The following is a 20,836-nucleotide window of genomic DNA, read 5'->3' on the forward strand; positions in this document are numbered from 1 at the left end:
TGGGGATTCGATGCTTGATGTGGGAGGGTTAAATAAGGTGAATGTTGCTGCGTCACTGCTGGGATTTTGCAGTGAAGCAGAACAAAAAATCATTTTAGCTTATAATTTAAACCGTAGACTACACTATGGATAAAACGCTATGAGTTCTACAACTTAAGCCAAAATTTATATCAAAGAGAAAGAATGAAAAAATAATAATTATGGAGTGTTTTTCTTAGTGATGGTTTGGTACTAGTATGTTAATTATTGATGAGGTTAGAGAGTATTGTAAATAAAGTAATCTGTAGTGCTGTCCGATTGTTCTGTTCAAAAAAATTACCAAAGCTTTATTTTTCTATTAAACAGCGCCTCTTTCTGCAAGCGTTAACATAATCCATTCTATATGTTTAATTGATTAAAAAAAGACCTTCTGATAATATTTTGACTGGTTGTTTAATTAATCTATATTTTGGATAGGAAGAAATTAAAAAATGGGTAAAAGTTAATGAGCGAGATGAATCAGACTGGTACCCTTGAGGCAAATGAAGACCGCGCGAAATTGATCGCTGATCGTATTAATACATTACGGCCAAAATTACTTGATTTAACAAGAAGAAACCCTCTAATTTCTACGAAATTTTCTGAACGTTCAAACTCATTGATAAGAATAGTAGATGAAGTTCCCGAGTTATTACTTAAATCTATTATATCTTGTGAAATGCGAATTGTGCCATTACCTGATTTAGGCACTGATCCTAGTGATGAACAGACTTCAATATTTCAGAGTTCTCTAGCAGATGCTAGGCTCAATGATGAAATTTACTTAAGTAAATTAGATGAAATAGATTCTGAAAGTGATGAGGCGCCAAATCTTTTAGCTCAAGCAGAACGTCAATTAAAAGATAGAATTAGAGAGCAATTAAACTTACCAACGAGACAAACAAAAAATAATCTATCTTTACAACAGCATGCAAAAAATCATGGAATTTCTCCTAATTACGAATTGTTTTTAGAGGGGCACCAAGCTGAGGATGGACGGCACGGTGATCAAGATATTCAGACTCTTCTGTTACCTGAGATATTAGAAAGACGGTTAAATGCACTGTGTTCAAAAGAAAAAACTTGGAAAGAAGAGACAGGAATTAGTGTATTACATGTTGCATTTGGGTTTCTTGAATGGGAGGACGGAAATAATAGCTCTACGCAGTTTTCTCCATTAGTGTTAATTCCTGTTTATATCGATAAAAAACGAACTAGGAATGGCCAAGAGTTTTGGGTTATCGGTGATGAGACAGAGGTGCATGAGAATAAAATTCTTGCAGAGAAATTGCGCCTAGAGTTCAATATTATACTACCAGAATATACAAATCAGGGTTTAGAAAAATACTTTCAAGAGGTTGCCGAGCAACGTCCAAAAAATATGACATGGCGAATTAGGCGATGGGCTACGATAGGTGTTTTCCCTTCAGCTAGATTAGCGATGTATCACGATCTTGATCCTGAGGGGTGGGATTTCGCGTCTAATGAAGTTGTTTCTCTTTTATTTGGCGGTACAGACACGGGACATGATGCGTTGCCTTTTGGAGAGGAGTATCATGTAGATGAGCCTGAAATTGAAAGCAAAGTGCCTTTCATTATTGCTGATGTAGATTCTTCGCAATTTAGTACTATAGTTGATATAGCTAGTGGAAAAAATTTAGCAGTTGAGGGACCACCAGGAACAGGAAAATCGCAAACAATTGTAAATACTATTGCAGCTTCGCTTTCCTTGGGATTGAAAGTTCTTTTTGTAGCTGAAAAGTCAGCGGCACTCGAAGTTGTTGGATCAAGATTAGAAGCATATGGAATTGGTAAATTTTTATTACCATTACAAGCAAACCGTTCCGGAAAAGAACAAGTAATATCCTCAATTAGGAATAGGCTTGAAATGAAGACATGTGCCAATCCTTCAGAGTTAGAACATGCAGTTAGACAATTTAAAGATACAAGACAAAAATTAAAATTATATGTAGATATTTTATCCTCCACCTATGGAAAAACAGATCTTACTATTTATGAAGTTCTAGGGAGAAGTATTAAATTTTCAGATTTAATTAACAATCTACCCGAAAAAATAAAAAAACTAACCATTCCTGAAACAAAAATTATCACATCAGATAAATTAAATGATATTTTATCTCGTTGTAAGCAGGTTGAAGAAGCATGGGAAGCTACATTACTGTATCCAGATTCTTGGAATATTATTCAAATAGCTAACATTGATCCTTTTCTTGCTGATGAGTTAGTTGATTTGGCTTTTGATATCTCTGCTTTTTTTGTTGAGGCAGATAAACAACGACAATCATTAATAGAATTTCGACTTTCACCTCTAATTGAGAGTGAAAGGCTCAGCAAAATTAGTACCACTATTAAAAATACTCCAGAGATCTCAAATCAAGATCTTGATATAGTCACTAAGCTAACTTCTAACGAAATTATAGGGATTATAAAAAATTATCTAAATGAAGCGCGTTTGTGGAGAGATAAAAGAGACAGCATTATTGATCTATTCAAGACTGATCTAGATTCGGTTGTCATAGAAGAATTATATCTTCTCAAAGAACTATGTTTAAAATACCGAATAGAGTCATTCAAAGAACTGGTCTTAGATTCGATTATCCCAAAATATAAAAAATCTCTTGAATACAACATACAATCAGTGGAAATTTGTAATAAGGTAATTAATATCTCAGAAAGTCTTGGCAAGATAACAGTTCATGATTTTATTAAAATGCTTGAGATTATCTCTGGCATATCAAAGCAGGTATTATCAGTTAGAAAGAGCGACTTTGATGATCCGATAACTCATGTATTGATAGAGAAACAGGCATCACATGCTCAGGCTTTAAAGAAAACTCGATCTTTACTTGATGAAGAGTTTATTTTATCGATGCTTCAGGAAGGTGATATTACAAATCATCATGCTGAAACATTACGTCACTCAGGCTTTTTTTCTTTTCTCTCAAAGAAATATAGGCAAGCAAAGAAATATTATAAGTTAGTGTCTAAAAATAAAAAATTTAATAAATTATATGCTACTCAAAAACTTAGCCAATTAGGGCAATGGCAAATAGACGTAAAAGTTTTTTGTGAAAATGTAGTCATGAAAAGTATTCTTGGCTCGCATTTTTTTGGTATAGAGACAGATTTTTCTCCTTTTGAGGAAGTAATATCATTATTTAATAATATTGATCATGAATTTTCAGGATCTGATTATGTTGACTTGAGGACTTTTCTAAAATTTGCGGATAGTGAAAAAATTCAATCAATTCCCATAATCGAAAAAAATCATCCTCTCTATGAAATAGAAGATACTACTTTGGCGAATGTAGCCGAACGAATTACCGTTTTGCAAGATCAAGTTAAGGATTGTGAGAGTGATCTCATACAGCTTAAAAAAATTATCAAGGTATTTAAAGAACCTGAAAAAATATCAAAAGAGCAAATTATTGAGCTTCCATTAATATTTGAGCAATTATTAAAAACAAGGGAACACTTAAGACATAATGATGATATCAAAGGTATTCTTGGAGTAGCTTATAAAGCTGAACTCACTGATGAACATGAGTTAGAGAGATGCTTTATATTGGCTATGAATCTCATAGAGTTAAATGAGAATGAGCGACAGGCACTTTTGTATAGTGCAAAGCAAGGTTTTATAAAAAAATTGGAAACACAAGTATCGTGTGTTATGGATTGTGATGCTCAGGCCTTAACTAGTTTAGAAAAAATTGCTGCCATGACAAATACATTGCCAGAAAGATGGTTAGATAATATGACCTATTTGGCTTTTTCAAAATGGATGGAACAGGCATCTAAAAATAAAGATGGTTTGGTTGCATATTCGCGATTTATTTCAGCTAAAAATAATGTAAAGCAAGATGGATACATGGAGCATATTGAAATTATCTTGTCTGAAAAATATGGTAATTTATGCGAAATAATTGAGGCATTAATAATACGTGAAATGGCTCGTGAGATCTATAAATCTCATGGTGAAATATTAGCATCATATAATGGTAGTAATTTGAATACATTAAGAAAGCGTTTGCAGGAAGCTGATAGAGCAGTAATAAAGCTTTCTCGCAAACATTTGCAAGCTGAACTTTTTAATAAGGCTTGTCCACCACTTGGAATAGGTTTTGGGCGAAAAAGTGAATTTACAGAACTTGCATTACTTAAAAATGAAATATCTAAAAAACAACGCCATATCCCAATTCGCAATCTTACAAAAAGAGCAGCGAGAGCACTGTTAGAGATTAAACCTTGCTGGATGATGTCTCCTTTAGCTGTAGCTCAATATTTACCTCGAGGAGGAGTTGAATTTGATCTTGTAATTATTGATGAAGCATCCCAAATGACTCCAGAGGATTCAGTTGGTGCATTGATACGAGCCAAACAGGCGATGATCGTTGGTGATACTAATCAATTACCTCCTACGGGATTTTTCCGCAAGATGCTAGAAGATGAAAGTGCAGATGAAGATGAAAAAGTAACTGAGGAATCTATTTTAGAAATGGCCAATGCTTCTTTTACACCTGCAAGACGGCTTCGTTGGCATTATAGGTCTAGACATTCGGGATTAATATCATTTTCTAATAAACATGTTTATAACAATGATCTAGTGGTGTTCCCTTCTGCGCAGGAAGATCATCCACATATGGGAATATCTTATATCAAAGTTAATGGAACATATTCCTCGGGTACTAATCCTAAAGAAGCTATGATCATGATAGACGCGATTATCGATTTTATGAGAGTACATACCGATAAATCTTTAGGTGTAGTTCTTATGAATCAGAAGCAGCGAGATCTATTACTCGATGAAATGAACTATGCTTTGGAGCAACATCCGCAAGCAAGAGAGTATATAGAGAGGTGGGATGTAGCTAATGATGGATTGGAATCATTTTTCATAAAAAACCTAGAGAATGTCCAGGGCGATGAGCGGGATGTTATTTTCATTGGTACTGTTTATGGAGCAGAAAAAGAAGGAGCTCCCGTAATGCAACGTTTTGGACCGATAAATGGAATAGCTGGAAAACGAAGGTTAAATGTTCTTTTTTCTAGAGCTAAAGAGCGAATCGTTACGTTTTCCTCTATGACTTCGGCAGATATTCGTGCGGAAGAGGAGTCCAACCCTGGTGTGTATATGCTTAAATGTTGGTTGGAATACTCTAGCTCTGGGATTCTGGAGACTGGACAATACACTGAAAAAGAACCTGATTCTGATTTTGAAGAGCATGTTATTAAGCAAATAATATCAATTGGTTGTGTAGCAATCCCGCAAGTTGGCGTTAAAGGATACTCTATTGATATAGGTATTAAGCATCCAGATTGGCCTCATGGCTTTATTATGGGAGTAGAGTGCGATGGCGCATCTTATCACTCTTCTCGCTCCGCCCGAGATCGTGATCGTTTAAGACAAGAGGTTTTGGAGGGGCTCGGGTGGAATCTTTATCGTATCTGGTCAACAGATTGGTTTGAGGATCCGCGACGTGAAACAGAAAAACTAAGAAGAGCAATTCATGCGAGATTGTCACAGTTGTTGAACTATCCGGAATTTCCAGATGATTGAGTTTTGTATAAAATCGTTTTCAAGAAGGATATTTTGAAAGTCCCTCGTGTTCCCCATCTTCAGTTGAATGCCTGGGTCAAGTCTTGCTTTTTGCCTAGAGCCTAGAAATTAGCAAAAAGCAAGACTTGACCTAAATTATTTTGGGAGTTTTACTACAGCAAATATTAGTTGTAAAAAATTAGACTATTATTTTAGATAAAGATAATGGAATAATCTAAATGAAATTATCTAAATCTAAATGGATTTTGTTTTTTTTATTTTCTTGGATAAGTATTTGTCATGCAGAAGTGTATAAATGGACTGATCCGAATGGAGTGATACATTTTAGCGATCAACCAAATGACTCTTCCAACACAGAAAAGATTAAAATTATTAATAATCATTCAAGTTATGATAGTAACTCTGTACCTATAACTGATGACACCATAGTTGGATATATGGACGATTTGATGGAAAAAGCGAAGGAAATAAAAAATGAAGCTGATGAATGTTATTATATTGCGGACAATAAAAAAGAACTAGATATTAGTTGCAAAAACTACAGCACTTTGCTTAATAGAGATTTTAATCCTTTAATAAAAAAGATAAAAGATTATCTCAGTGATAATCCTAAAATAAAAATTTCTCAAAAAGAATTAGATGAAATACACGATATAGTTAAAGATGCCAACGAGAAATATCTCCAAGCTATTAATTACATGTTGTATGTACTACAAGAAAAGGCAAATGAAACGAAACGCCAGGCATACTCTTGCTATTCCTATGCAATTGAAAATAATGCGTTAGACACAAGTTGTCAAATTTATCAACGCATCTTAAATCAAGAGTTCAATCCATTGTTAGAAAAAGTAAAAGATTATGTTCTAGAAAACCCAGAAATAGATATTTCGAAGAAAGAAAAAGCACTTGATGAATTGAACAATATAATTTTTGAAGCTGATGATTATTACAAGCGGGCAATGACTTATATAGCTGCACACCAAGGAAAGATCTGACCCTATTGGTTCTATCTTTGTTAATAACAGTATCTTGAACTTTGAATTATTTTCTTTTGATTAACATAATCATATTTTATTAATCATTAATATGCTATATTTTGATTAATAAAATGCGAGGTTATTAATCATGAAATGGAATTGGCAGCTTGAAAATTGGCCTAATTTTACTTGGGACTCCGATAAATTAGTTGTGTTTGAACAGTCTTTTACTGAGGGTGCGGGTATTATTATTGGTTCTTCGCAACACATTTCTCAAGAAGGTAAGCAAAATTTATTTATTGATTTAATGTGTACGGATGCTTTGGATAGCTCTGAAATTGAAGGGGAGCATTTAAACAGGGATAGTGTTCAATCATCTATTCAAAAAGAGTTAGGTTTGTCTACTGTAGCTCCAAGAGCTAGTATGGCAGAGCGTGGGATCGCTAAAATGATGGTTAATTTATATCAAACGATTTCTAGTCCGCTAACACATCAGGTTTTATTTGAATGGCATCAATTTTTAATGGGTAATAGCCATCATTTAGAACATATTGGTCAATATCGTAAGCATGAAGAAGCAATGCAGATTGTTTCTGGGCCTGATTATGATCGAAAAATCCATTTTGAAGCGCCTCCTTCAAAATGTGTTCGGGCTGAAATGGATCAATTTATTAATTGGTTTGAACGGAGTTCTCTCACCGGTTCAGCTCCTTTACCCACATTAACCCGAGCGGGAATAGCCCATTTATGGTTTGAGAGTATCCATCCTTTTGAAGATGGGAATGGAAGAATAGGGCGGGCTATCGCAGAAAAAGCTTTATCGCAAGGATTTTCAAAACCAGTAATGACAGTATTGGCAAAAATATTATTAAAAAAGAGAAAGGAATATTATCAACAGTTAGGTTTAGCAAGCAAAACCTTGGATCTCACCTCTTGGTTGATATGGTTCGCTAACATCGCTCTAGAAGCGCAACAAAGCACTTATTTGTATATAGATTTTATTATTAAGAAATCTGTTATTTTAAGGGAAGCGGAAGGGAAAATTAATCCAAGGCAAGAAAAGGTTTTATTAAAATTATTTCATGCTGGACCAGATGGATTTGTAGGTGGTTTGAGCGCTAAAAATTATATGAGCATAACAGGCGCACCGATCGCTACAACAACTAGAGATTTGAATGACTTGGTGAAAAAAAATATTCTCAAACGAACTGGCGAACTTAAAGCGACTCGTTATTTTTTAAATCTTGATAAGGCTTAAATGTAATTTTTTAGATTTGGTACGCAGTGAGTACCAAATTAAAGTGTCTAGCAGTGAGTTCCAAAATGGAACTTACTGAAGTGTATCATTTGGCCGACATTGTCCGCCAAATTGAACATAAGGAATACAAATTTATTTTCTATGTCTAATTTGGATCTCAATGCGATCCAAATTGAAGAGGTTGGATACCAATAATATCAGCAGATCTAATAACGCCCATACACTTTAAAAAATAATCGGTAATCAATTGCATTGGTTTTCTCAACCGCTCCACATCTGTAATAATATACCCAGCGGTCACATCATTACTCATTTTATGATTCATTAGCCGTTTAAGCGCATAAACAGAAATATCCAAGCTTTCAGCAATAGTGATAAAGGTACGTCTTAAATCATGAACGGTAAAGTGGACACCAGATGCTTTGGTTACATTAGCCATTTGTTTACGTGGCTCAATAATATGACCAGCAGCACCAGTTCCTGGGAATACATAATCGTTTATCTTCTTCTCATGACGAGCTACCAATAAATCATAGAGAAAATCAGAAAGGGGTAGGGTGTGGGATTCATTGTTTTTCGTTTTAACCACTATAAAGGTTTTTGCTGCCAGATCGACATTTTCCCATTTTAAGGTTGCAGCTTCTTCTCTACGTAAGCCTGTTAGTAAAACGAATAATAAGTAATCGCGTAGGGTTTCATTTTCAATATTTTTAAGAGCAGTATACCAAAATGTTTATCATCAAGTGAGTATTGAGTAAAACAAGCGTAGATTGAGTCTTTCTACGCTTGTTTGCAAATCACACTGAGGGTGGTGCAGCAATCCCTATAAATACCACCATCCCATCACCACCAGGATTAAAGTAATTATCACTAAAAGGAAGTGGTTTCCAATTATTTGCAGCCCAAACATTTCCTGCTCGATCTGAAATAGCATGAGTTAGACGCATTAAAGGACTAAAACTGGGAGGTCCGCCTGCACCATTAAGCGGTGTACCATCAGCAAGCAACACTTGGCTTCCGGCACTGGGTAAAGTATATCCAGTCGAAGGAGATATTGCATCACCTGTAGATAGCCCTGTCGGACACTTAGCTGTGTTAATGCCACAGAGTTTAGAAATTGAAAATTGAGGTGGTAAGCCATTGCCCTCAAAATTAGCTACCCAGATATTATCATCACCATCAACAGTAACCCCCCAGGGTCCAGATACTCCGCCTTGGCCGCTATATGCAACAAAAGTTCCATTGGGAGCAATTTTATAGATTGTGGAGTCATTTACCGATGCTACCCAAGCATTACCTTGCGAATCTAAAGAAACCTCTCTTGTTGAACTACCGGCTGGTAATTGAACGTCTAAAGTTTTGATGAGTTGGGTTCCGGAAATCACATATTTATTAATTACCGAACCTGGGTTGCCAGCAGAAGTTTTGCTATTACTCACCCATGCAGAACCATCTTGAGCAATAGCTATATCAAAAGGCCCACTATTTGTAGGCTCTTGATAATAAATTGCAGAATTAGGATCTCCATTTAAATAAACAACAACCCTGTCGTTACCATAACTGGCCATCCAAATATTGTTATTTTTATCTGAAACGGTACCTTGAACCCGATATAAAGCGGATATATAGCCTAGAGGACCTGAAATTGGAATACCCGTTGCAGAAAACTGAGAAACGCTCCCCTCTCCTCCCGGAGGCAAACAGGTATCGCAACTACCCCATCCAAAATTGCCGGTCCATATAGATCCTTGCGTATCAATAGTTATTCCAAAAGCATTCCCTAAAAGACCACCACCAAATAAGGGCGATGTAGGGGTACCATTCACTCCATCCGCAGGCTGGCCGTTTGGCTTTAAAACAATAAGCCAGTTCGATGAATTGGGAGTGCCTTGAATCACATTATTCGTTATCCAAGCATAACCATTCTTATCAAAAACTGTTTTGGCGGGTCCACCAAATGGAGCTGACAAACTGCCTGAGTTATTAAATTTTACCGCTAAAGTCCACGCATCGGGTTTAATTTGTAAAGAAGGTTGATAAGCAGAAAATTGATTCGATAGGACATAAATACCTAATACATTATTCGCTGGATTATGCGCTATATTTAACAACGCATCTAAGGTATTAGTCGGTGCAAAACCATTGATTGTTGTTAATCCAAAAAGAGAAGTACAAGCACCTGGCGAATTCCGTACGCAAGTTGCAATTAAATTAGATAAATTATTGAGGGATCGCATCGTATTCGTTTGATCCGCATTCGGTGATGTTGTAATCACTTGCGATAAAGTACCTTGGACAGGAGAAACTAAATTATCATTCATCCCTGCTGCAATTTTTAATCCTAGTGACGCACCATTAATTTGTCCATTATTAAAAAATTGCGCCATTGCAAAAGCTGCACCTACCGTCGTCAATTCGTTAATCGTAATCACCGGAAGAAGACTTTCGCCTATTATTGTCACCAGTTTGGTGTTATTTCCCTGACGCGCGACAGCATAAAATGAGGATGTTTTGGGTATTTGTTCAGGCGGAATGTAAATAAAAAATTGTCCCGAACTATTGGTTGTCGCATTACCAATCGGTATTGCTGAGGTTGAACCGGCGCTGTAAATTGTAACATTTGCATTCGCAAGTGGGATTGCAGAAGCATTCCCAGATTGCACCACGCCTTTTACTGTAGGTTCGAATGCTCTCACATTCAAGGGATCATTCGTTCCTGCACATGCTGGAACATTAGGACTACAAACAAAAAGATGATTATGGGGATTAGGATCATGTGGATTAACAGCCCCCGAAACGGTAAGTTCCAATGTGCAACTGGCACCAGGCGATAAGGTAAAATTTGCACCACATAAATCAGGATAATTTGGATCAGCGAGTACCTGGATTACGTTGGGTGGTAAATATTTAACAAATCCGCCGGGTAGAGTACGACGAGTAGCATTAGTTACGGTGTAGAATGCTGTTGCAGTGTTTCCTAAAACAAGTTGACTGGGTAACACTGTACCTGCTTTGGGGACGACATTGTAGGCAACCCCATAGCTCATCGTGCTTAATGAGGTTGCGCCAATAAACAGAAATAAAGAGGACATCCTTTTATTCTTTTTCATTTTTCTATTCCTAAATTAAATAGCTTATTTGTACTATACCTTCCTGCATATAAAGATGTGGCAGTGTCAAAGTACTTGTGAAAGGTATCACATCAAGCATTCCTTCATCCAAATTCGCTTCACCTAAGCCTACATAACGATACCCTACCCCTAAGCGCCAGTTTTTACATAGATCCATATCGATGCCTACACCAAGACTGTAAGCAAAGTTCGTTGTTTTATGATCCTCAAATTCTGGAGTAAAGGTTAGAAAAGGTGGAACACTCGTTTGATAATTTGAAGCCTTATTGAACGCTGCTCCAAGACCTAAAGATACATAGGGATGAAAAATATTTTTAAAAGAATGTAATAACTTGCCTTCAAAAAAAAGTTGGCTGCTTTTTATTTTATAGTTGTAGGTGAACTCGTCAGCTGATTGCTCATCAACCCCTTGGATTAAAATACCACTGCTAGAAAAATTATTAGGCCTATAATAGCTAATACCAAGCTGCAAAGCCCATTGTGAATTGACAGGGACTTCAGTTCCAATAGTCCCTCCCCATAACATCCGATTTGAATGGGTATGCTGGGGCGTATATTGGTACGTTGTGAAATCACCGTCCATATTTAAAGTTTGTGCATGTCCTGTTTTGGCGACAGCTACACCACCTGAGAAGGTAAAAAAGGGATGGAACCAACTTAAGTTTCTTGGATTGGATTGGGGAGTTATTGCAGCAGGATCAGCATACCCTACGTTTGCAGTCATCATCACTGAACTACAAATTATAAAAAAAGAACGTATGGAAAAAGATGGTAAAAAACAATCCGTTTTTGTTCGTTTATGCATAAAATATTCTTCCTTTTCTCCCCTCAATAAAAGGGTATTTAAAATCCTTTCTGACTAAGTCGATTAAGTAATCATTTTAGTTTGCCACAAGATAGCTGATTTCGTTCTTTTTCTCAATGACAAAGAACCTGAATCAAGCTATTCTGGCTCAGGATCTGCTTTGACGATCAAAATAAGATAGAGAGAGTAGAGAGAGCATTTATTATTTTTCGTAGAAAAAAATAGCTATCGTTCAAACATTAAGTATCATGACCTAGATCCCTGCTTTAAGAAAAAGAGGACTCTGTTAACTTTAGTAAATCACGCATTGATCTCATTATGGGATCTTTTGATGTGAATTTTTCCACGTCGCCTTGAGTAACTTTATGTACATAAAAACCATAATTGTAAAAACTAACACAATGACTAAAATCGATGGGGAGGATACTATTTGAGTTTTTTTGACTAAAATCAATGACAGTTCCATGTCCATAACTATCCGTTTCTTTTTCAATGCGTTTTGAGATGATTTAATAGATTCTAGTTTCTTTTGAAGCAACCTATGAGTGAGTAATTTTTACACCTTTTACTATACTGTAAATTATACATAGAGCATATAGTATAGTAGGTAATTATGAGACAACGTACAGAGCCTCAAGAAAAAGAAAAGAAGCGTCAAAAGGTAATAATTGAATCTCACAAAGAAATGACTCATGTTTTAGGGCTACAAAAAAATCCTTTCTTGAGCAACATTGAAAATACAGGTTGGTACATCGAGGACACAGCGCCTAGTACAAAAAAAAGATACGATCATTTTAAAGAAAATCCAAATTCTAATTTAAATTTCGATCTATTGCCCGCTTCATTTTCTGCAGACGCTCTCCAAAAAATTACGAATCTTCCACCTAATGGTTATGTTGGATTTTCTTGTCGATGGCCACGTCATGCCTTTACCCTTAATGCAGTCAAAGAAGGAAATCAAACTCATTTTATTTATGTAAATCGAGGAAAACGCCATTTTGATTTAGAAACAGGACAGGATAAAAATGATGCGCCAACAGTGATGGTTTTTTCTGTTGAAAATCAACACGCGAGGAGCTTTGCTAAGCTCATGTTGGGCGCTGCTATGACTCCAGATCCTCGCAAAGGAATGTCTCAATTTTTAGAAAGGCATAAAAAGCAATTCAACCAAGAGCTGTCCGAACTCATGGAAAAGAAGAATCAAAAAACAGGAAATTGTAGCATTGCAAATTCGAACATCGCCTGGCATTTTCAATTAGCAGCCGAAGAAATGCAAAAGAGCAATAAAAGTTTTGCGCAGGCTTATGAAGATACAGAGCAAAAATATAGAGAAATGAGGATTAAAGATAGAGTTCAAGCGTTCAAATACCTTTTAAATGATCGAGGCTGTTATATTTCTGACAATGCATTTCTTTATAATTATTTTCAAGCAATTGAAAAGTTTGCAAGAAAAGACATTAAAGTGCAAGGACAGCACACAATAGAGCATATTAAAACGTTACTTGAGGAACTTGATCCTAAGGGACTATCCAAATTAGTAGAACCATTAATTAATGATAATTTTACCATCAAAGTAGATGAATATATCGATGCTAGGATACAACAACTCAAAGAGGAGCATCCAAATTTATCAGAGCAGTACTGTAAAGATTTTGCAGCCATGACACGAGATGGCTTACAGTCAGCAAAAACTAGAGTGTTAATGCATGCTTTCAATAGATTATCCCCAGGCGAACAAATGAAATTAATAGCTAAAGATATTTCATTATTATGTTATGCGGATCAGCAATTGCAATTGAACTTACTTAAACAAGATTACAACAAGTATGCTTTGTATGCAGATAAAGAATTAAACAAAAGATTCCCTGAGCATCCTTTAAATCGATTTCGTAAGGAGCATGCAAAAGAACTTGATTCAGTAGGTGATAGTATGAAAGAAATGATTGAGACAGTCATGGAGGGTAAAGAGGAGGAATATCTTAGAAAAAGTAAAATAATTACTACAGAAAGAAAAACCAAAGATGCTGGTTTCTTCTCACAAGATGCAGCACAAAAAGAAGTGGTGATTAATAATACATTGAAGACTTTATATTCATCTCTCTGGACCGAAGACAAGAAGCATACCGCTAAAACATTTGAAGAGCTTTGTCGAGTTTGCTGTGAACGTAGATTTTATCTAGGCGGAGATAAATATTCAGTACATACTGAATCTGCAAAATGGTTAATTAATCGAATCTGTGCAAATGATGAAATAGGAGAAGACTTTAGGAAATTTTTAAAAGTCCAAGATGTTAAGGCCGAGAAGCTAACCTCAACAGTAACCAATATGATTCAAAATACGCTCTCTGGAAAAAACATAACGTTCAACAGCTATAAAGAACGGTATACTCAGCAAATCGAAACACCAACACCACTTGAACCCACTCAAAAATCCCTATCGTGCCAGTAGTTTAAGCCTTTCATGTTGAGTTTAAGCCCTCCTACCAAAGTGGGACACTATTTTCTCCCCAAAGACCTAGATACTTTAAATTGAATTTTTGTTATGGTTAATCGGACAATTACAGTAAATTCCTTTTCAAATAGGAGCATAAAAATACTTGGAATAGTTAAAATCCTATTTAGCATTTCTGAGTTGATTACTCATCCAATTTGAACTTCATCTTGCTGCACATTTTGCGTATGCTCCTTAAGACGTACTTCAGAAAATACTTTTAAAATAATCCATTGAGAATTCAAATAAATTATTCATTATTGGTTTAAATTAAATCAACAAGGAAAATTACTGGACTTATTAATGAAAAGAAAATTAGAAATTCCTTTTGAAGAACCACCTTCGAAACGTTTTGAAGAAGCTACGAATTCCTTAGTCAAAAAGGGTGAACAGCTTTATAAAAAAAATCAACTTAATGAAGCGTTACCTTTTTTAAATCAGGCCATTGCGCAGCAACCTAATGAGCCTTTGGCTTTGGCAATTCGTGGAGATATTCACAGTCAGTTGGATAATATGCAACTTGCCTTTGCGGATTTCAATACCTTGTTAACACTCCAACCCAATCATGTGTTTGCCTTATCACGACGTGGCGCATTATGGCATAGATTCGGTAGCATCAATGAAGCCTTCAACGATTTAAATGCTGCACTTGCTATTGAACCTACCCATTCGCATGCCTTAGCAAATCGAGGCGCAGTTTATTGTACACAAAGTCAATATAATCTCGCGTTAAAAGATTTCAATGCAGCTCTAGAAAGCGATAACAAGAATATTTTTGCTTTAAAAGAACGAAGCTGGGTTTATAGTATATTAAATTTTCCTGAAGCAGCTGAGCATGATCTTAATTCTGTACGCTCTATTCCCGCTGTCACTATGATTGACTTAGTGTACCAAGCAGATATTTATATACAAAAAAAGCTATATGAGAGCGCTTTAGATATTATAAATCCTTTACTTGCCAACGCGCCAAATTGTTCACGCCTTTTAGCAATTCGTGGAGATATCTATCATAAAATGGGCAAGACTGACGAAGCGTTAAATGATTTTAATAACATTTTGCTGATACAGCCTTACTCATTGGCTGTTCGAGGCCTTCGCTTCAATATTTATTATCAACAACAAAAGTTCGATCTTGCATTAAATGAATTAAATCAGATGCTTGCCATTAACCCCAATTATGACTATGTTTTGATGGTTCGTAGCATCATTTATAGTCAACAAGGAAATCATGTTCAGTCTTTAAATGACGTTAATGCTGCGCTTGCTATAAATCCCCATAATCTACAAGCTTTAGCGATGCGTGGTGCGGCATATTATCAGCAAGGCAATTTCGCACAAGCCTTAAGTGATTTTAATGGTATCCTTGCTATTACCCCTACTAACGTAAATGCGTTGCTATCTCGTGGAGACATTTATCGACAGCAAGGAAACCTTACCCAAGCCTTAAGCGATTACAATGCCGTTCTTGCTCTAGACCCCACTCATGCGTTTGCGTTAGGGGGGCGTGGAAAGGTTTATCAGTTACAAGGGAATTATGAAAAGGCTTTATGCGATTTTAATGCAGCACTAGCTATAAACCCTAGTTACTGGTTTGGTTTAATGTCACGCGGTGAAATTAATTGGAAACTAGGTAATTTCGACTTGGCTTTAAATGACTTGAACCAAGCTCTTACTTTGAATACCAATAATTCGAATATCTGGTATTTATTAAGAGTACGCGGAGATATTTATCGTCAGCAAGGTGAGCTTAGTCTTGCATTAAACGACTTGAATCAAGCAATTAAAGAACAACCAAATGATCTTTTAATATTGGCCATGCGTGGCGATGTGTATTGCAAACAAAAGAAATTTAAGCGCGCTTTGGCTGATTTAAATCAAGTATTAAACACCCTACCACGACACCACATGGCCTTAGAAGCGCGAGGAGATCTTTACCGCAAACAAGAAAAATTTGCTGAAGCACTCACTGACTATGAAAAAATTAAAGATCCTAGTCCTTCAGTCTTATTCAAAAAGGCTAAAATTTATCGTATGCAAGAACATTTTGATGAAGCTATTCTACTCGAATATCAAGCCCATCAATTGCAATTAAAGAAAGGAAAACGGAGCGACGTTCCTTCCTTACGTGCATTCTGCAAATGGGCCTTTTTTGCAAATGAAGCAACTCTATATGCTAATAAAAAAGTATTGAAACGAGATGATCCCCATCAAGTTGATCATGTTTTACAAGCAAATCATATTAACCGTCAGACCTTAACTACGATGCGTCGCACACTACATACTGCACCACCAGAGTTCCCAACGGTTTTCGACCAATTAGATTTGCTTACAAATCAATTAAAACCCTAAGAACAAGTCATTGCTTCAGTATGTTCAAAATGAATTTGAGGCCTATCTGAAATGCGGGCGACTAGAGCATGGAATTTACGTGTTCAATGCGAATCTTGTCATAATGAGCGGCTGGTTAATCAAAATTAATTTGAGTGAATGAATTATTCGTTTTTAATTGGTGAAGTCTATAAAGGTTAATACTGCTCGTCTTTTTTATAGTATGATGGAACAGCAATTGAATGGTATGATTTTTATCTTTTTGGTGCCGCCTCACCAGCATTAGTAGAGGGAACTCACAAAGTCATTGCTAGAGGGGGTTGTAAATCATTTAAGCGGTTTATCACGTTACTAATCGAGTTTTCATCAGTAGGGACAATATCTGCTAAGATATCGTATAGTTCATTTGTAAAATCATCCCTTCCTCTCAGTTTGGAAATAAAAACATCGAAATTGGAATGGGCATGTGTCGCACTACATATTTTTTGTATGCGCTCTAATTTTTGACAGGATGTCATCTCTGCATTAAGAACTTCTTCAATTTCTATGATGCTTTTGGGCTTACTTCCTAATAGTGTAAGGGAACCCCAATCTTTATTTTGAATAATTCTATCAATCACAATCAACAATTCATCCGCTTTTGATGCTGAATCAATCTCTCTGAGCTCCACTAATGTACTTTTAAAGTGTTTCGTTTTATGAGAATGATCGTGTTCCATTTTATTTTGTAATACGGGATCATTTAAACATTTTAAATAATCTTGAAAAGCATAAAAAACTTTTTTATTTATGGGACTTGAAGCTTTTCCATTAAAAAAATCCATATTATTTTCTTTTTCACAAACAGATTTAAAATTTTGATGTGCTTTTATTAATGCATTGGGAATTTGATATTCTCCTGATGAGGAAAGTTTCATCGCTTTTTTAAAAAGGTTATGCGCTTCATTGACCAGCTCTGGAAATACATCTTTATATATTTGCATTTGTCGTTTCATTTGCTCGTCAGGGACATCACCATAACCATCTGCACGGTAAATATCTGCGCCTGCAGAAATGAGAGTTTTTACAATTTCTATTTTCCTATCATTTAACGCTGCGGATAACGGGGTTTCCTTAGTAGAACTTTTCCCAAAAGAATTAGCATCTAAATAATTTAATAGAACTCTAACAACCTCAATGGAGTCGCTATTTCTTTGGGTGATCGCCTGAAATAGTAAATTTTCGGGAGCGTTAATATGATTAGCTAATAAAAAATTTAATACCTTAGCATCATTCAGAGAAACATAATTGACAAATGAGCTATTCTGATACTTTTCTAACACCTGTGTTGTCATTGTAAAATCGAATAACTTTGCTTTTGTTGAAGTGCCTAATTGTTGGAGGTAGGTAGAAAAATTAGAATAGAAACTCCGTAGTTCTTTTACGAAAGAAGGTGCTTTTCCTCCTAAAACCAATTGATTGATAAAATCATGAAACAAATTATGTTGGTATTCACAAAGCTTTCTGGCGTCACGATATAATAATCTATCTGTTCTGCGTATCGTATGTGTTTCTACTGGGCTAGGGCGACCATTATCCTGATCTTCAGGTTGGTGGGCAAACACCATTGTGAGAGGAGCTGTTGTGATTGCATCTTTTACTACATCAACCAGAGGCACATTTCTATCGGATTTTATTTTTTTAACATAGATATCAATAATATTTAGACTATCTTCAATCATGGTAGGTTCATCATTATCTGAAGATACAAAAAAGCTGGTGCCTTCTAAAAGCTCACGTTGTGTGCTTTCTCGTAGTTGATCTACTACTTTTCCACCAAAACAAGAAGTCAAAACTATATTTTTTGCTCCAGTCTGTTTTTGAACTTTTTTAATTACATCGAGTGAATCTTTATCTGGATGACCTCCAAGAGCAATTTCATGCCTATTGGCTGATGGATTTATATGGCCATGCCCTGCGATTGCAACATGTTTTGCTTTAGGAAGTTGTTGTATATCATCTAAATTAATTGGTGATTTTCCATCACCCAAAATGGCATATTTTAGATTGTTTCTGTCACAATAGTCTTTAAATTGCTTGAAAAATTGGTGGGATTTCTCCTCGGGGCCTAAAACAAGGACAATATCTACTTCTTCATTTGCTCTTATATTTTTACTAAAGGACATTTTATTCGTCTCTTGTCTTCTGCATTCTTAGATAAACATTAGAAAGATTGATTAGTGATCGATTTGAATAATATTATAGCGCTTTGGTTGTGAATGATTGAGTTTTTGCCTACTACTTGCCGCTACAACCAACGTTATTGATTCGTCATGTTGTTTTCTAATTGAGAGGTATAGTCGGTGTTTTTATCAGAGAAGTGGATTTAAAGATTTGCTACATCTCAGCTGCAGTCCCATATATTGAATTGTATGGCATCAATTTTTAATGGTAATAGCCATATCATTTAGAGCATATTGGTCAATATCGTAAGCATGAAGAAGCAATGCAAATTGGTTCCGGGCCTGATTACGATCGAAAAATCTATTTTGAAGCACCTCCCTCATTATCTGTTTCGGCAGACGGTCTTGGCAAAAATATTATTAAAAAAGAGAAAGGAATATTATCAACAATTGGGTTTAGCAAGTAAAAGCTTAATCAGTAGCAAGTATGTTCAAGGAAAAATTATTAGAAAAAGACACAATGTTGGCTACCATAGACACCTTTATGAAACCCTGCGATTACTTGTTTATCTACCAAAATTTCGTAGATAGAATCCATAAGCCATTCAAGAAAATGAGCATTAAAGGTGATATTCATTGTAGATAAGTGACTTTTTAAAATATCAGGTAATAATTTTTCATTCTGGTCATATTCAGATCTTTTGCTGAATGGAACAAAATCTCTTCCAAAAATACTTTTTCTTATATTTAGTAATGATTTTGTTTTTAAATTATTTTCTTTCGCAAGAGCATATTGACATCTTTTTTTATTAAAAGCTAAAGACTCTTTAACTGCAATAGGAAAAAATTTGAATTTTAATAGCTCGACATTTTGAACACTATTATTCGCGACAAATTCATGGTCATCATCAGTTGTCTTTGGTGAAAAGGTATCGGTTGAATCGTTATATTTATTTTTCAAAAGATTAATAATTTCTTCTTCTAGAACAGGATTTGTATCGATTAACACATTAGCATTATTTGCGGTGATGTTATGGTAGTGTAGAAATCGTGCATGGGCTCCATAAATTTTATCAAAAAAAACAAGCATTTTTTCTTGGATATTTTCCAGCTCTTTTCTTTTTTTAAAATATTCTTATCAAATCTCTCTATTTGCGCAATGATTTGGTTTAAATGATAAGGGAAAAATATCACGGCTCGTTTCCATCGTTCAAAAATCTGTTCATTGTTTTCGCAACTCAGCTCACTCTCAGAGTTGATGTAAAGAGATTTGACATCAATGAGACCAATTTTTCCGTAACCATGATCCAAATAAAGAAGTGCATTATCATATCGTGGAATTGCTGTAGAAGATAAACTACTCCAATACCCCCCTAATAGATCAGTAAAAGAGACAATTAATAGGAGCCGAGTGAATTCTTCGGCAGCTGCAGTAAAATTATCAATATGTTTAGTGTAAAGTTCAATTTGTTCCCGGATATCAAAAGCATTAACGGGCAATTTATCTTCAATTAGGTAATCTTCTTCTACCTTTGTTTGGGGAACAACTATATACTTAAATTTTTCTCTTTTTATAAATTGTTTAATCTGTTGTTGATGATTATGTCGGAACAGAGGTGACCATCGAGCGCACACGCCAGGATGTTTAATTAGGATTTTTGGCATATCAGGATTTACAAATATTAAAGACTTACCATCTGTTTCTTTTATAAAAAACCCTTTTGTAATAAATTTTTCTTCTAATTTTTTTAATTCGGGTGATTTGTTATTACTAATATCATTAGTGTAATAATTTGTGTTTAACTGTCTTAAATAACGATTAATTACATAGTCAACTAAAACAACTAATCCTATGGCTCCAATTGCAATAGCAATAAATGATGGAAAAGAATCCGCATCTTTAGGCTCAGACTCTTTTCGTAAAAAATTAGATATAAAATCAAACAATGATGCGATATTAATGAACACTTGGGAATATAAATTTACAAATTTTTCTGAAAATTACCCTTTATTTTCAATAATGTCAAAGAATAATTTAAAGATACAAGAGCGAGCTTCTGTTGTCATTGTAAAATCGAATTACTGTAT

11 protein-coding genes and 1 pseudogene are annotated in these 20,836 nt (G+C 35.3%); 6 read left to right on the top strand and 6 right to left on the bottom strand.

The genetic code is table 11. The annotated features are described in order from the left end of the window. Positions 1-484 precede the first annotated feature (484 nt). The 3 genes from Lste_RS17135 (at position 485) to Lste_RS17145 (ending at position 7,831) form a co-directional block, all read left to right on the top strand. Positions 485-5,596 (top strand): DUF4011 domain-containing protein, encoded by a 5,112-nt coding sequence (locus Lste_RS17135; protein WP_083504007.1) that lies wholly within the window; start codon positions 485-487, stop codon positions 5,594-5,596. 218 nt (positions 5,597-5,814) lie between these two features. Then, complete coding sequence (locus Lste_RS17140) at positions 5,815-6,591, top strand: DUF4124 domain-containing protein (protein WP_058512193.1); 777 nt, start codon at positions 5,815-5,817, stop codon at positions 6,589-6,591. 130 nt (positions 6,592-6,721) lie between these two features. Further along, positions 6,722-7,831 carry a Fic family protein gene (locus tag Lste_RS17145; RefSeq protein ID WP_058512194.1) on the top strand — a complete coding sequence of 370 codons (1,110 nt, stop codon included), beginning with the start codon at positions 6,722-6,724 and terminating at the stop codon, positions 7,829-7,831. 157 nt (positions 7,832-7,988) lie between these two features. Here the strand turns inward: Lste_RS17145 and Lste_RS17150 are convergent. From Lste_RS17150 to Lste_RS17160, 3 genes and pseudogenes are all read right to left on the bottom strand, one after another. Next, positions 7,989-8,540 (bottom strand): annotated as a pseudogene (locus Lste_RS17150) (tyrosine-type recombinase/integrase); the annotation flags it as partial. An 88-nt stretch (positions 8,541-8,628) separates the two neighbouring features. Continuing rightward, positions 8,629-10,941 carry an NHL repeat-containing protein gene (locus Lste_RS17155; RefSeq protein ID WP_058512195.1) on the bottom strand — a complete coding sequence of 771 codons (2,313 nt, stop codon included), beginning with the start codon at positions 10,939-10,941 and terminating at the stop codon, positions 8,629-8,631. 10 nt (positions 10,942-10,951) lie between these two features. Next, entirely contained in the window at positions 10,952-11,767 is an 816-nt protein-coding gene (locus Lste_RS17160) for an outer membrane protein (protein ID WP_058512196.1), read from the bottom strand. A 613-nt stretch (positions 11,768-12,380) separates the two neighbouring features. Here Lste_RS17160 and Lste_RS17165 point away from each other — a divergent pair. Both Lste_RS17165 and Lste_RS17170 read left to right on the top strand, forming a co-directional pair. Next, on the top strand, positions 12,381-14,216 hold the full coding sequence (locus Lste_RS17165; protein WP_058512197.1) for a hypothetical protein: 1,836 nt from the start codon (positions 12,381-12,383) through the stop codon (positions 14,214-14,216). A 345-nt stretch (positions 14,217-14,561) separates the two neighbouring features. Further along, positions 14,562-16,607: a tetratricopeptide repeat protein gene (locus tag Lste_RS17170; RefSeq protein ID WP_058512198.1), complete on the top strand. Its 2,046-nt coding sequence runs from the start codon at positions 14,562-14,564 to the stop codon at positions 16,605-16,607. Between the two features lie 275 nt (positions 16,608-16,882). Here the strand turns inward: Lste_RS17170 and Lste_RS17175 are convergent, their stop codons facing one another. Next, positions 16,883-18,616, bottom strand: coding sequence for an ankyrin repeat domain-containing protein (locus Lste_RS17175; protein WP_162264162.1), 1,734 nt, complete (start codon positions 18,614-18,616; stop codon positions 16,883-16,885). Between the two features lie 455 nt (positions 18,617-19,071). On the opposite strand from Lste_RS17175, the gene Lste_RS19325 reads away from it, so the two are divergent. Next, the gene (locus Lste_RS19325; protein ID WP_162264151.1) at positions 19,072-19,215 is read left to right on the top strand and encodes a hypothetical protein; all 144 of its coding nucleotides are present in this window, start codon (positions 19,072-19,074) and stop codon (positions 19,213-19,215) included. 38 nt (positions 19,216-19,253) lie between these two features. Here the strand turns inward: Lste_RS19325 and Lste_RS19330 are convergent, their stop codons facing one another. Further along, on the bottom strand, positions 19,254-19,757 hold the full coding sequence (locus Lste_RS19330) for a hypothetical protein (protein WP_058512200.1): 504 nt from the start codon (positions 19,755-19,757) through the stop codon (positions 19,254-19,256). After that, complete coding sequence (locus tag Lste_RS17185; RefSeq protein WP_157070784.1) at positions 19,751-20,695, bottom strand: hypothetical protein; 945 nt, start codon at positions 20,693-20,695, stop codon at positions 19,751-19,753. Before Lste_RS17185 ends, Lste_RS19330 begins: the two co-directional genes overlap by 7 nt. Positions 20,696-20,836 lie beyond the last annotated feature (141 nt).

Source organism: Legionella steelei, assembly GCF_001468005.1.
In the GTDB taxonomy this organism is placed as follows: Bacteria; Pseudomonadota; Gammaproteobacteria; order Legionellales; family Legionellaceae; genus Legionella; species Legionella steelei.